The organism is Caulobacter sp., from assembly GCF_049283275.1.
Classification (GTDB): domain Bacteria; phylum Pseudomonadota; class Alphaproteobacteria; order Caulobacterales; family Caulobacteraceae; genus Caulobacter.
This window is the reverse complement of the sequence record NZ_JBAPVS010000203.1, coordinates 60,282-73,352: the sequence shown is the minus strand read 5'-3', so window position 1 is coordinate 73,352 and position 13,071 is coordinate 60,282. Positions and strand designations below refer to the sequence as shown.

The following is a 13,071-nucleotide window of genomic DNA, read 5'->3' as shown; positions in this document are numbered from 1 at the left end:
GGCCAAGCTGACCGAACCGCCGCCGAGACGGAAGAAGCCGCGACGCAGGAAGGCGGCGGCGGTCAAGGCCGCCTCATGAGCGACGCCGGCCATTGCCGCGCCGACGTCTGGCTGTGGCGCGCGCGGTTCTTCAAGACCCGATCCCTGGCCGGCCGCTTCGTCGAGGAAGGCCGCATCCGCCTGACCCGGGCCGGGGCCGAAAGCCGCGTCGACAAGCCCTCGCGCGGCCTGCGGGTCGGCGACGGCCTGGTGTTCGCGATCGGCGGACGGCTGATCGCCGTGCGGGTGGTGGGGTTCGGCGAGCGGCGCGGCCCGGCCAGCGAGGCGCGGGAGTTGTACGAGGCGGTCGGCTCGGAATGATCCCTCTCCCGCAGGGGGAGAAGGAAAATCTACCGCGCCGCCTTCGTATAGGCGTTGATCGCCGGGGCCATTTCCGGGGTCGGGGCGGCCGGCGGCGGGGCGGTTTGCGTCGGCGCGGAGCCGGCCAGGCGGGCCTGGGCTTCGGCCGACAGGGTGACGGTGTCCTGGGGCGCGGCCGGGACCTGGACGGCGTCGAGGTCGGCCTGCAGGCGGGCGCGGTACTCCTCGACCGAGGCGGGACGCGGCGAAGGGCCCTGAACGCCGACCTGCAGCGAGGCGACGATCTGCTGGTGGTCGTCCGACAGGCCGTCGAACGCCTGCAGCATCTTCTGCTGCGGCGCGGGCGGAACGGCCTCCGACCCCGGCCAGGCGGCGCGGGTGAAGCTGTTGACCGCGGTCTGGATGGTCTTGGCGAACGGCGACTCGGTCAGGGCATGGGTCAGGGCGGCGCGCTCGCCGGCGCCGGCGCCCGCCCAGCGGCCCGACAGGGCGTGGTAGGCGTCCAGCTGCCGGCCGACGCTGGTCGCGCCGCTGGCGTCGTTGACCGCCGCGGACGCCGCGCCGATCCCGCCCGGAAAGGGGAGTGCGACCTGCCCGCCGTCGGCCGTCGCCGAAATCTGGTCAATCTTCATCGCGACCCCAGTTTGGGCCGACATGATGAAGAGCTCCTGAATCGACGAAGAAATCGCCCCGCCCCGCGCCGCACCGTCTTCAGGGCCGGCGTCCGAATCCCGCCACATAGTCCGGCACCCGCTCCGCCGGCATCGGCCGGCTGAAGTGGTAGCCCTGGATCTGATCGCAGCCGTAGTCGGCCAGGGCGTCCAACTGGGCCTGGTCTTCGACGCCCTCGGCGACGACCTTCATGCCCATCGAGGCGCCCAGGGTGATCACCGCCTTGACGATGGCGGCGTCCTCGGCGTTCTGGACGAAGGACTTGTCGATCTTCAACCGGTCGATCGGGAACTGGCGCAGGTTGGCCAGGGACGCGTAGCCGGTGCCGAAATCGTCCAGGGCGATCATAACCCCGGCCTTGTGCAGTCGGTGGACGCTGTCGCTGACCATTTCCGAGCCCCAGCCCATATAGACGTTCTCGGTGACCTCGATGGTCAGGCGATCGCACGGCACGTTCCAGCGCTTGAGCCGATCCTGGATCTCTTCGGCCAAGCGTCCGCTGCGGAACTGGGCGGCCGAGATGTTGACGGCCACGCGACCGAACTCCACGCCCGCGTCCAGCCATTCGCGCATCTGCTTGAGCGCGGTCTCGAAGGCCAGGTCGCCCAGCTTCAGCGACAGGTCCTGGTCCTCGAAGGCGGGCAGGAAGCGGTCGGGCGTCAGGATGCCCTGCTCGGGATGGTCCCAGCGCATCAGGGCCTCGAAGCCGCTGATGCTGGGGCAGGCCCCATCACGCGAAATCTCGACCACGGGCTGGTAGTAGAGCACGAACTCCTCGGCCGCGATCGCCGCGCGCACGTCGCGCAGCAGTTCGATGCGCCGCTCCAGGGCCGATCGCATCGACGGATCGAAGACCACGCTGCGGTTGCGGCCCTCGTCCTTGGCCCGATAGAGCGCGATGTCGGCGTTCTTGATCATGTGGCTGGGATCGGCGTCGAGGTCGCCGTGCAGGGCCGCCCCGATGCTGGCGCTGACCGAGAAGCTGCGGCCGCCGTGCTCGATCGGGCGACGCAGCAGGTCCTGCAGGGCGTTGACCGGCCGCATCATGTCGGCCTCGGAATGCAGGCCGCGCAGGATCACCGCGAACTCGTCGCCGCCCAGCCGCGCCACGGTGTCGCCGGCCCGGAAGGCCGCGTGCAGCATCTCGGCCAGGCGCTTGAGCAGGGCGTCGCCGGCGTCGTGGCCCAGGGTGTCGTTGATGTCCTTGAAGTGGTCGACGTCGATCATGATCAGGCCGAACAGCTCGCCCATGATCTCCGAGGCGTCGACCGCCTCCTGGAACTTGCGCTGGAAATAGGCGCGGTTGGGCAGGCCGGTCAGCGCGTCCTTGAAGGCCAGGTTCTCGACGGCCTCGGTCTGTCGCCGGCGGTCGGTGATGTCCTTGAACAGGTTGACCAGCCGCTCGGGCTTGCCGTCCGCGCCCAGGAACTTCTTCCCGACCGCGCGCACCCAGGTCTCGACCCCGTCGGGGCGGTTGAGGCGGAATTCGAAGACCTGGGCCTCGCCGTCCTTTCGGTTGCGGACCAGCTCGGCCATCTTCTCGCGGTCGTCGGGGTGGACGATTTCCAGCGGATCGTCCTTGAACTGGCACCACCGCTCGAGCTGGGACGTGGCGCCCGAGAAATGGATCTCGCCGGTCCGCAGGTCGTATTCGCGCACCAACAGGTCGTCCAGCTCCAGCGCCATTCGCAGCCGCTGCTGGTCGCGCTCGGCCTTCAGGGCGGTCTCGGCATAGCCGCTGACGTCGCGGGCGGTGACGATCACCGCCAGGGTGCGGCCGCTCTCAGCGCGGGTGGCGGCGAATTCGGTGCGCCAGATCCGCGGCTCGCCCCCTCCAAGCGCAATGGCCCGATAGCGCGAGAACGGCTCGCCGGACGCCACGCAGCGCTCCAGGCTGCAGACATCCTCGGGGCTGGTCAGGGCGCGGCGGAAATCGTCGCCGATCGCCAGGTCTGGCGAGAGGCCCTGGCTTTCCCAGTCAGGGCTGACGGCGGTGAGGCGGAAGGCGCCGTCGACCAGGGCCGCGGCGAAGGGCGCATGGCGCACGAAGATTTCGAACGCGTCCATCTGGGCGTCCGACGTCTTGGCCTCTTGGGGGGTGATCGAGACCTGAGTGCGCACGGCGGTTCCCGTTATGGGTAGAATTGTCGACTTCTTGTTTGTTTTCCTTGGCTTGGTTATGCCCAGGCTTCGATAAGAAAGGGTAACGTAACAACGGTATATGAATATCCGCGTTCGTTTAAGGCGGCCCCGGACGCCCGCGCCCGGGGTGGTGTGAGAAATCCTGGGCTCCCGCGTAGTCAAGCCGCATTGACAAGCGGGCCCATGGCTTCGAAAACGCGGCCTCTCTCGCCTCGTCCCGGAACCTGCCGAGCCTTCGATGACCTACATCGTTACCGACGCCTGCATCAAATGTAAGTTCATGGACTGCGTCGAGGTGTGCCCGGTCGACTGCTTCTATGAGGGCGAGAACTTCCTGGCCATCAATCCGGACGAGTGCATCGACTGCGGCGTCTGCGAGCCGGAATGCCCGATCGACGCCATCAAGCCCGACACCGAGGACGAGCCGGACGGCAAATGGCTGCGGATCAATTCCGAATACGCCAAGATCTGGCCGAACATTACGGTCAAGGGCGTGCCGCCAGCCGACCGTGAGGCATTCGAGCGCGAGACCGGCAAGTTCGAAAAGTACTTCAGCGAGAAACCCGGCAAGGGCAGCTGACCGGCGCCTGAGTCGGCCTGCGGCCGGTCCGGCCAAGCTTGACGTCCGTCTGACGGAAAACCGATCGAATCCGGAAAAAATTCGGCGCAAGAGCCTGAAAACTTGGCCCGAACCAGCCCGTTCGGGCGGCTAAACAGGTCGCAAGCCTTTCATCAAGCTGAATTTTATGATATTGTCGATTTCGACGTAACGGTCGCGAACACTCGTGCCCGCCCGTCATGTGGACGATGTCAGCCGGGAAACCGGCGCGCCCGATCGAAGGCGAAGGGTGACTTAAGCACTATCCCAATCCCAACCGGTCTTGGCCCCGCAAGCATTTCGCGGACGGGTTCTTATCGCCGTTTGGGACGCCCCTTGGATGTTTTCGAGACGCGGTGTTTTGGGCTTTGCCCGAACTTATTGAGGACGAACGAATGAGCAAGAGCGGTCTGGAATTCTCGGTCGGCGATCACGTCGTTTATCCCGCGCACGGCGTGGGCACCATCCAGGGCGTCGAGACCCAGGAAGTGGCCGGGATGTCGCTCGAGGTCTACATCATCACCTTCGACCACGAAAAAATGACCCTGCGCGTGCCGACCAAGAAGGCCAAGACGGCCGGTCTTCGCCCGCTGGCCGAAGGCAATGTGGTGAGCCAGGCCCTGACCACCCTGAAGGGCCGGGCCCGCGTCAAGCGCACCATGTGGTCGCGTCGCGCCCAGGAATACGAGGCCAAGATCAACTCCGGCGACCTGATCTCGATCGCCGAGGTGGTCCGCGACCTGCACCGCGCCGAGAACCAGCCGGAACAGTCCTATTCGGAGCGTCAGCTCTATGAATCGGCCCTGGACCGCATGGCCCGCGAAGTCGCCGCCATCGAGCGCATCGACCGCGAGGCCGCCATCGGCATCCTGACCAAGTCGCTGGTCAAGACGGCCACCGCCGCCGCCGCCGCCGCCGCCGCCTGAGGCGGCTAGGCTGAGCCGGACAAGCGCCCTCGGACCTCGGTCCGGGGGCGTTTTTCGTTTTGGGGTCCTTCTGGGCCGTGACGGCGCGGCGTGCCGGGCGCTGTGACGGACTACGTCCGGAGGCGATCACGCCGCCTTGCCGAACCCTTCGATCGCGTCCCTCAGCAGGACGGGATTGATCGGCTTGTTCAGCACCACCACGTCCTCGAAGCCCTTGCGGGGCAGGGCGCCGTAGCCGGTGGCGAACACGAAGGGGATGCCGGCCGCCCGCAGGCGCTCAGCGACCGGGAAGACCATGGTCCCGCCGATGTTGACGTCCAGCACCGCCCCGTCCAGGGCGGGCGGCGGCGTGGCTGCGTCCTTCAGATAGGCCAGGGCGTCGTCGACGGCGCCGAACGAGCCGGAGATCTCGCAGCCGAATTCGGTCAGCAGGTCCTCGACCATCAGGGCCACCAGCGCCTCGTCCTCGACGATCATGATGCGGGGCGGATTTTGGGGCGATGTCCGGGCGGCGGTCATGCGGTGGTCCTCGCGGCCGTTTCCGACCCTTGGCCCGCGGCGACCCGTTCCGACAGCGGCACGCGCAGCAGGTAGGTCAGACCCTTGGGCTGATAGGCCAGCTTGGCCTCGCCGCCCAGGTCGCGGGCGACGCCGCGCTCCAGCAGCCGGGTTCCGAAACCCTGGCGCTTGGGGACGAACACCGGCGGACCGCCGCGCTCGACCCATTCCAGGACCAGGCCGGGCGCGCCGTTCACCGCCTCGATGCGCCAGACCACGGTGATCTGGCCGCTGGCCGCCGTAAGCGCCCCGTGCTTGGCGGCGTTGACCATCAGTTCGTGCAGGGTCATGTGCAGCGCCACGGCCGTCTCGGGCGTCAGGGCGATGGCCGGGCCGCGCGCGGTGAAGCGCGGATCGGCAAGGCCGCCGAACGGCTGCAGGGCCGCCTCCAGCACCTCCCGCAGGTCGGTCCTGCCCCAGCCCTGGCGGGTCAGCAGCTCATGGGCTCGCGACAGCCCCAACAGCCGCGACTCGAACGACTCGATGAAGTCGGCGGGAGAGGGGGCGTTGCGCAGGGTCTGGCGGGCGATCGACTGCACCGAGGCCAGGGTGTTCTTCACGCGATGGTCCAGCTCGCGCAGCAGGAAGGCGCGGCGGTCCAGGGCTTCCGTCAGCGACGCGTAGAGATTGGCGTTCTCGATCGCCGCCGCCGTGGCCCGCGCCATGGTCTCCAGCCGGATCACCGTGTCCGGCGCGGGGGTCTGGCCGACCGCCCAGTAGGCGCCGATCGCGGCGATCGGATCCTTCACCCGCACGGGCGTCATCACCAGGCTTTTGACGAAGGTCGGGCGATAGGCGTCGTGGGGGATGCGGTCGTCGACATAGATGTCGGGGATCACCGCCGTCTGGCCGTGCAGCATGGCCCAGCCCGAGATGCAGGCGGTCATCGGAAAGCGCTGGCCCTTCCACATCGGACCGATGGCGTCTTCGTCCAGGTACCAGCACAGGTCGCCGTCGCGCAGCACGATGCAGACGCCGTCGGCCCCCGAAATCCGCCGGGCGGCCGAGCGCACGACCGCGGCCACGTCCTCGATCGTGCGCGTTCCCGACAGCGCTTCGATCGTTTCGACAAGGGTCAGCAGGGCCGCGTGGTCGGCCTGTTCCGAACGGCCCGCGTTCGCGACGTTGAGCAATCTTGGATGTCCCGTTGCGCGTGTCATCCGCCAGCCTACCAGCGGGGGGTGTCGCGGCAAGGTCGGCCGGTCCTCGACACGCCTCGCGGGCGGGTGTTTGCAGGGCTCCTCACGGCGTCCTTTGCTCAGTCGGCGGGAAGATCCTCAATGACTTCAAGGTGAGTAGCGTTGGGGCCTCGGCTCAACTCCCGCGACAATCGGTCGCTGTCCAGCGCGCCCTCCCACTTGGCCACCACCAGCGTGGCCACGCCGTTGCCGACGAAGTTGGTCAGGGCCCGGCATTCGCTCATGAAGCGGTCCACCCCGACCAGCACCGCCAAGGCGGCGATGGGGATGTCGGGGACCACGGCCAGGGTGGCGGCCAGGGTGATGAATCCCGCGCCGGTCACCCCGCTGGCCCCCTTGGAGGTCAGCATGGCGATCCCCAGCAGCGCCGCCATCTGCACCAAGCTGAGGTGGGTGTTGGTCGCCTGGGCCAGGAACAGGGTGGCCAGGGTCATGTAGATGTTGGTGCCGTCCAGGTTGAAGCTGTAGCCGGTGGGCACCACCAGCCCGACCACCGACTTCCTCGCGCCCAGGCGCTCCAGCTTCTCCATCAACTGGGGCAGGGCGCTTTCCGACGAGCTGGTGCCCAGCACGATCAGCAGCTCCTCGCGGATATAGCCCAGGAACTTCAGGATCGAGAAGCCGCTGGCCCAGGCTATGGCGCCCAGCACCACCAGCACGAACACCAGGGCGGTGACGTAGAAGGTGGCCACCAGGGCGCCCAGCTGGATCAGGCTGGCCACGCCGTACTTGCCGATCGTGAAGCCCATGGCCCCGAACGCCCCCAGCGGGGCCAGCTTGACCACCACGTGGATGATCCCGAAGAACAGCTTGGCCATGTCGCTCATCGCCGCCGCCGCCCGGTCGCCGAACGGTCCCATGCGGGTGCAGGCGAACCCGGTCAGTACGGCGATCAGCAGCACCTGCAGCAGGTTGCCCTCGGCGAAGGCGCCCACGAAGGTGTCGGGGATCAGGTGCAGCAGGTAGGCCACCAGGTCGCCGCCCTGGTGGGCCTTGGCCACGTAGCCGGCGGCGATCGTCGGATCCAGGGCGGCGGGATCGATGTCGAAGCCGCGGCCCGGCTGCAGCAGGTGGCCGACCACCAGCCCCACAACCAGCGCCAGGGTCGAGACCACCTCGAAATAGACCAGGGCCTTCACGCCCACCCGGCCGAACGCCTTCATGTCGCCCATGTGGGCGATGCCGCTGGCCACGGTCAGGAAGATCACCGGGGCGATCACCAGCTTGACCAGCTTGATGAAGGCGTCGCCCAGCGGCTTCAGCGCCACCCCCACCTCCGGCCACAGCGCCCCGACCAGCACGCCCAGGGCGATGCCGATCAGCACCTGGACATAGAGCGTCTTCAAAGGCCGCAGCAAACCCATGTCATTCCCCCTGCCGGTCTCGCGGCGCGGCTTTTCCGGCCCGGGGTTCGCACGCCCGGAAACTTGCGCTATGGACCCCTGGCGCGCGCAACGCGGCCCGGTAGCTCAGCAGGATAGAGCAGCGCTTTCCTAAAGCGAAGGTCAGGGGTTCGAGTCCCTTCCGGGCCGCCATGCGGCGAAAAGACTCGTTACTTCTCAATTACTTATCCTGAATTTTGTCTAACTCTTCTAGGTGGTTAGACAGATTTCCGTTCTGGTTTTGTGTTTTGCACCTTCCGCATGGCCGCCTCGGCGCTGATGCGCTGGTCGGCCGCGCGGGTGTAGCGCTCGACTTCCTTGAGCGACCGGTGGCCGGTGATCGCGGCGATCTGGTGCGCGGTGCAGCCAGCCTCGGCCAGGCGGCGAGCGGCGGCTTTGCGAAGGCCGTGGGCGCTGCATCCGGCGGGGAGGCCGGCTTGGCGGGCGGCGTCGGAAATCCAATTGCCAAAGCCCTTGGCCGTGAACGGCTTGCCGAGCTGCGTCGAGATCAACACGAGCTGGCCGCTCTTGCAGGCCTGCATGGACGTCTCAAGAGCGGCGTGGATCGGGATCTCCAGCACTTCGCCGGTCTTCTGCTGCCTGAGGCTGATGACGCCGTCGCGCACCTGGCCGGTGGTCATGCTGCGGACGTCGCCGCTCCGTTGGCCGGTGTAGAGCAGGAGGTCGAAGGCGAGGCGTTGGCGTGTCCCGACGAGCCAGCGCGCCTCGAATTGAGCGATCTCCGCCTCGCTCCAACTATGGAAGCCGTCGGTCTGGTAGGTGATGTTCTTGACGTCCTTGGTGGGATCGTCAGGCCGCCAGCCCCGCGACACGGCGAAGGCCATCAGGGTCCGTAGCATCTTGCGCAGGTTGTTGGCGGCGGCCGGGTGATCGGCCTTCAGATCCATCATCTTGGCGATGTGGGCGGCCTTGAGATCCCGAACGCGCTTGTCGCCATGTTGAGCGCGAAAGCGCTCGATCTCGCCCCGATACTTGGGTCGCGTTCCCGCGCTGAGGGTCTTCCAGTCGGACGATTGGTAGTAGGCGACGATGAGGGCGTTGAAGGTGCCGGGTCCCGTGCGCTCCGCACCGATCTCCCGGCGCTCGCCCTTCAACGCGTCGAAGTACCAGGTCCACCAATCCTTGGAGTCGAAGGACAGCGCCGTCTGGGTCTCGACCATCCCGCTCTTGCGGAAACGCCAGCGGATCTTGCCGTGACGGTCGCGGTACATGCTGACGTGGGGCGGACGTTTCTTCATCCGAATTCCTGATCGAAGTCGTTCAGATCCGTCCCATGCAAGCTTGGCTCCAGGCCCACCTCGACGCGAACCTCGTCGTCCTTGAACGAAATAACGTAGCGATCCAGGCCGCTCGACCGAGCCGCCTTCATGACCTTCGTCGCCGTGCGCTGCGAGACGTTCGGCATCGCCACTGATCGCGAGCCAGATTTTGCGCGTGCCGCGCTTTGGGTCGTTGGATGGTCCATGGACTTCCTATGGCTGTCTACCGCCAGATTGGCGAACTAAGCCGTATATCCATAGGTGGGTATTGTCGGGTCAAGCAGAATTGTAGGTGAATAGGTAAATGCAGCCCGCAAAACTGCAATATTGCTGCTCGACACCGTTTAAACAATGCGCAGAACGGGGCGTTTAAACGGCCTCTATACTGTGGAAGGCGTTTAAACGGTCCGCGCACCAGTCGTTCAGCCAGGATCTCGGGGCTTTGAGTTCACTGCTTTGACGCCAACGAGGCCCGGAACCGTTTTGGCTAAGCGAGGGAAATAACGCGGCGTGGTGCAAAAAGCCTAGGTAAAGCAGACGGTTATGGTCGCGGTGCGCGATCCACCGAGTCGGCCATGGCTCAGCAGTGCGTTGAGTTGATCCCCGAAAAACTTCAATGAAAACAATCGAGGCCATCGCGGTCGCGAGAAGGAAACCTCGCCTCGCGGTCCCAGATCGCTGCTGCCCGGTGCGCGATCCCCCGTCCTGAGGGAGCCAGCGGTGCGCGATCCACCGATATGATGATCAAGCCGAGTGGTGTCGGGTGGCGCTAAACAGGTTGGCGTAGACGCGGCGTGTCCCGGCAGGGGCAGCTTTGGTGCATCGCGCGGCAGGAGCTAGCCGGCGCTCCATATGGCGGTGGCGGCGGGCCGTTATGCCGATCGGTCGCTACGGCGCCTGTGAGGGGCGCGCTCCTCGATAGGCTCCACTCCTCGGAGCGATGATCCGGAGAGCGTGTGTTCTCGGGCGTTCCGCTTCTGGAATACTAAGTTTGGTCGCAGATGGTCGGTACGCGGCGGCTACCACCAGCGCCAGACGGGCCGCGCGGATACGGCGCTCCCACGCGATCGGGGCGACCAGGCGGCGCTACGCGCGTGGCCAGCGTATAAGTTAGCGCCCGCGTTCTCCCCCAAATTTGCAAAATCGCGGGAGTAAGGAGCCATCGCATCTTCCGCTTTTACTATCAGAGTACGCTTCTCGGCACGCTAAGCAGTGCGATAGGCTCACTGCGAAGCCTAAAATGCTACATAATGCTGTAACTTGCTACAATATAAAGGATAATCAAGGGGCCGTTGCTTCATAATAAACGCTACAAAATGCTACAAAATGCTACACTTCTCCCCTTGATTACTATTTATATGCGCTACATCTGCCGCTGCATCCCCGGATCAGCGTCGAAGTGGTCGATGGCAAGCCATCGACGATGGTTATGACCCTTAAAGAGAGGCCTGAGACTCGGAATCTCAGAGCCAAAAACGGCCCTTAATAGGTGCATACACCATACGCACCCTACCGGGTTCCGCTAGGTGTCTGAATTATCGGAGTAATTCGACCTAGCCATTTTGAGGGCCTACTTCCTGCTATACTTCAGGAGTTTCCCAAACCCTTGTGCTACAAAGGGGTGGCCTACTTCCAGCCTACTTCAGGCACCAATTATTCGGGCTTCATACATTGCAGCTTGGCAACTCCTTCTCGGTGCGACTTTCACTCGACACAGAAGCCATAATGCGATCGGCAGCCGATGCGGCCGGTGTGACGTTCGGCGTCTTCATTCGCCGCCGTATTGAGCAAATGCTGCCGCTGGAAGAGGAACTTGCGGCTTTGCGCGCCGCCATCGAGCTTCTGGATCTTTATGATCCCGCCTCAAGCGCGGCTGCGTCTCCCGCTGCAGTCGAAACGCTACTCTTGCTTAGGCAGATGGCATCGCCGATGCAACTCCGAGCCGTTCAGGCTGATATGGAGCGTTACGGCCTGCAGTTGTGGCGCGAGCCTTCGAGTCACGCCCGCAAAGTCGGTGGCGGCGGTTAGAGATAGGCCCTGGTGAGCACTATCGTAGCCGCGACTATGGCCGCGCCGGTGGCCATGCAAGAAGTCACAAAAGCGAGGACGAAGGTTGCGAGGCCAGCAGCTCGCGGGCCGTCACCGCGAAACTCTGCGCGCTGTGCCAGTGTGCGATCAATTCGAGCCATCCATGCTTCGTGTTGAGCTTGCGTCATCAGATCTCCGTTCAGCTAGTTTTAGGGCAAAGACTGGGGCCTACAATGATACGGCTTGCAGACCCATTGCTGCGGTGGAAGTGGGGTTGTAGACCAGCGTCATGGCGGAACGACTAAAGGATGTTGATCTGCGGGCGGCGGCAATGTCGCGCTTGCTTCTACATGCTGACCGGTGCGCGGACACGCTTGTCCTTCATGAGCTGGGCTTGTCGCACGGTGCTTCGCGCGTCGACATTGCTGTCATCAACGGACATATCCGCGGTGTCGAGATCAAGGCTGAGGCCGACACTCTTGAACGCCTACCTAGGCAGGTGGAGGCCTATGGCCAGGTCGTTGATCGGGCGACACTCATCGCCTCCGAACGGCACCTTCCAGTGGCTCTGTCGATGCTGCCAGACTGGTGGGGTGTAGTCGCCGCCCGACGGGCGGCTAACGGTTCCGTTGTTTTTCGGCGCCTGCGCCCAGAGCGTTCAAATCGGGATACAGTGGGAGGCAGCCTAGCCAAATTGATGTGGAGGGGCGAGGTGGCTAATGTTTTGGCCGAGATGGGCTGCGAACCAAGCCTTCTTCGCGCACCACGAGCGGTACTGTACGAAGAATTGGTGCGGCGTATGCCCAAGACCCGGCTGGCGGCCTTGGTTCGCGCCACGCTCAAGGGCCGAAGTGACTGGCGAGATCGTCCACGACCTTTGTGATGTGGTGGTTGGTGCCAACCCAGCGCCAAGTCGTCAGATTGCCCGTGCCGGAGGTTTTGCCATGACAACCGCGCACGTAGTCGCTGCCCGCTGAATAGCCGAGGGGGTAAGCCTTGCCCGACTTGATCACCTCACCGCAGCATCCCCGGTATTGGCCAAAGCCATTGTCACGCACGTTAACGCCCTTGGTGATCACCCACGCGTCGTCAATCGCATAACGAACCGTCGCGGAGGGCTTGAGCAGGCGCATGTCGCCCTTGGGCATGTCGGCCGACGAGATGGCGTAGTCACCGAAAGTCGGGCGGCGAAAACCCGCCGGCAACGTCGCTACAACCGCCTTGTACAGCATCCATTCCAGGCGTTTGATCGTCTGGATCGGGCCCTTGATTTCGCCCATCGACGCAGGGAACGAGGTGCCCACGAGCACCAGGCTACGCACCGCCTCGTAGACCGGATCCGATTGCAGCAGGCCCGCGATCAGCGCCGCGAGATCTTCGAGCGGGTCGAAGTTCTTGGCCGCCAGATCAATGATCAGGTCGGTATTGGAGGGGCCGACAGCCAGCTCCTTCAGCAGGGTCGCAAGCTTGCTGGGAAAGTCAGGGTCAGCGATTTCGTCGAGGCTGCAGCGCACCGCGACGCCAAGTCCGTCGAAGATGTCTGCGGAGGCCACGGCGTTATAGTGGGCGAGGTCGCGGTCAAGGCCGGTCACCGGCGTCAACTGGCCATCGACCTTGCGGGCGGCGTCCAACAAATAGGTCAGCGGGTGAACGCCGCCGGGAAGCCGCGCCAGCGGATCCAACAGCGAGGTATCCAGAAAGGCGCGTTGAGTTCCCCACTTGAGTTTTAGGCGCTTGGCGAAGGGCTCGAGCTGGGCCTCAAGCGTCTTCTTCACCTTCTTCTTTTCGAAGTCGTATTCGGGCGGGGTCACCTCAATGAGGGGCCGCACCCGCGCTTTGCGCGCCGGATCCAAACGTAGAAGGGCCTGATACTCACCTTGGCGCCACTTCAAGACCGGAACGTAGTCAAAGACCGTAGTGGGCATA

Annotated in this window: 13 protein-coding genes and 1 tRNA gene; 6 read left to right on the top strand and 8 right to left on the bottom strand. The window is 65.0% G+C overall.

Features of this window, described 5'->3' with window-relative positions:
- Positions 1-75: 75 nt before the first annotated feature.
- A complete protein-coding gene (locus WAL33_RS11365; protein ID WP_422181463.1) occupies positions 76-360 on the top strand; it encodes an RNA-binding S4 domain-containing protein in 285 nt (94 codons plus the stop codon).
- A 29-nt stretch (positions 361-389) separates the two neighbouring features.
- Here the strand turns inward: WAL33_RS11365 and WAL33_RS11360 are convergent, their stop codons facing one another.
- Both WAL33_RS11360 and WAL33_RS11355 read right to left on the bottom strand, forming a co-directional pair.
- A complete protein-coding gene (locus tag WAL33_RS11360; RefSeq protein ID WP_422181451.1) occupies positions 390-1,016 on the bottom strand; it encodes a hypothetical protein in 627 nt (208 codons plus the stop codon).
- 55 nt (positions 1,017-1,071) lie between these two features.
- Positions 1,072-3,099 (bottom strand): putative bifunctional diguanylate cyclase/phosphodiesterase, encoded by a 2,028-nt coding sequence (locus WAL33_RS11355; RefSeq protein ID WP_422181461.1) that lies wholly within the window; start codon positions 3,097-3,099, stop codon positions 1,072-1,074.
- 313 nt (positions 3,100-3,412) lie between these two features.
- Between WAL33_RS11355 and fdxA the strand changes: the two genes are divergently transcribed.
- Together fdxA and WAL33_RS11345 are read left to right on the top strand one after the other, a co-directional pair.
- The gene (gene fdxA, locus WAL33_RS11350; protein WP_012288128.1) at positions 3,413-3,754 is read left to right on the top strand and encodes a ferredoxin FdxA; all 342 of its coding nucleotides are present in this window, start codon (positions 3,413-3,415) and stop codon (positions 3,752-3,754) included.
- Positions 3,755-4,167: 413 nt separating this feature from the next.
- The gene (locus WAL33_RS11345; RefSeq protein ID WP_422181448.1) at positions 4,168-4,698 is read left to right on the top strand and encodes a CarD family transcriptional regulator; all 531 of its coding nucleotides are present in this window, start codon (positions 4,168-4,170) and stop codon (positions 4,696-4,698) included.
- Positions 4,699-4,824: 126 nt separating this feature from the next.
- Here WAL33_RS11345 and WAL33_RS11340 read toward each other — a convergent pair whose 3' ends face one another.
- The 3 genes from WAL33_RS11340 to WAL33_RS11330 all read right to left on the bottom strand — a co-directional run bounded on the left by WAL33_RS11340 (position 4,825) and on the right by WAL33_RS11330 (position 7,801).
- Positions 4,825-5,217: a response regulator gene (locus tag WAL33_RS11340; RefSeq protein ID WP_422181447.1), complete on the bottom strand. Its 393-nt coding sequence runs from the start codon at positions 5,215-5,217 to the stop codon at positions 4,825-4,827.
- A complete protein-coding gene (locus WAL33_RS11335; RefSeq protein WP_422181445.1) occupies positions 5,214-6,389 on the bottom strand; it encodes a sensor histidine kinase in 1,176 nt (391 codons plus the stop codon). The genes WAL33_RS11340 and WAL33_RS11335 overlap by 4 nt, the downstream gene beginning before the upstream one ends.
- 125 nt (positions 6,390-6,514) lie before the next feature.
- Positions 6,515-7,801, bottom strand: a complete 1,287-nt coding sequence (locus WAL33_RS11330) for a dicarboxylate/amino acid:cation symporter (protein WP_422181459.1) — start codon at positions 7,799-7,801, stop codon at positions 6,515-6,517.
- 112 nt (positions 7,802-7,913) lie between these two features.
- Between WAL33_RS11330 and WAL33_RS11325 the strand changes: the two genes are divergently transcribed.
- A tRNA-Arg gene (locus WAL33_RS11325) sits at positions 7,914-7,990 on the top strand.
- Between the two features lie 65 nt (positions 7,991-8,055).
- Here the strand turns inward: WAL33_RS11325 and WAL33_RS11320 are convergent.
- Positions 8,056-9,096 (bottom strand): tyrosine-type recombinase/integrase, encoded by a 1,041-nt coding sequence (locus tag WAL33_RS11320; RefSeq protein ID WP_422181443.1) that lies wholly within the window; start codon positions 9,094-9,096, stop codon positions 8,056-8,058.
- Positions 9,093-9,323, bottom strand: coding sequence for a hypothetical protein (locus tag WAL33_RS11315; RefSeq protein ID WP_422181441.1), 231 nt, complete (start codon positions 9,321-9,323; stop codon positions 9,093-9,095). The genes WAL33_RS11320 and WAL33_RS11315 overlap by 4 nt, the downstream gene beginning before the upstream one ends.
- Before the next feature lie 1,465 nt (positions 9,324-10,788).
- Between WAL33_RS11315 and WAL33_RS11310 the strand changes: the two genes are divergently transcribed.
- The gene (locus WAL33_RS11310; RefSeq protein WP_422181439.1) at positions 10,789-11,145 is read left to right on the top strand and encodes a hypothetical protein; all 357 of its coding nucleotides are present in this window, start codon (positions 10,789-10,791) and stop codon (positions 11,143-11,145) included.
- 289 nt (positions 11,146-11,434) lie between these two features.
- The gene (locus WAL33_RS11305) at positions 11,435-12,028 is read left to right on the top strand and encodes a sce7726 family protein (protein ID WP_422181437.1); all 594 of its coding nucleotides are present in this window, start codon (positions 11,435-11,437) and stop codon (positions 12,026-12,028) included.
- Here WAL33_RS11305 and WAL33_RS11300 read toward each other — a convergent pair.
- A complete protein-coding gene (locus WAL33_RS11300) occupies positions 11,985-13,070 on the bottom strand; it encodes a beta family protein (protein ID WP_422181435.1) in 1,086 nt (361 codons plus the stop codon). The genes WAL33_RS11305 and WAL33_RS11300 overlap by 44 nt on opposite strands.
- Position 13,071 lies beyond the last annotated feature (1 nt).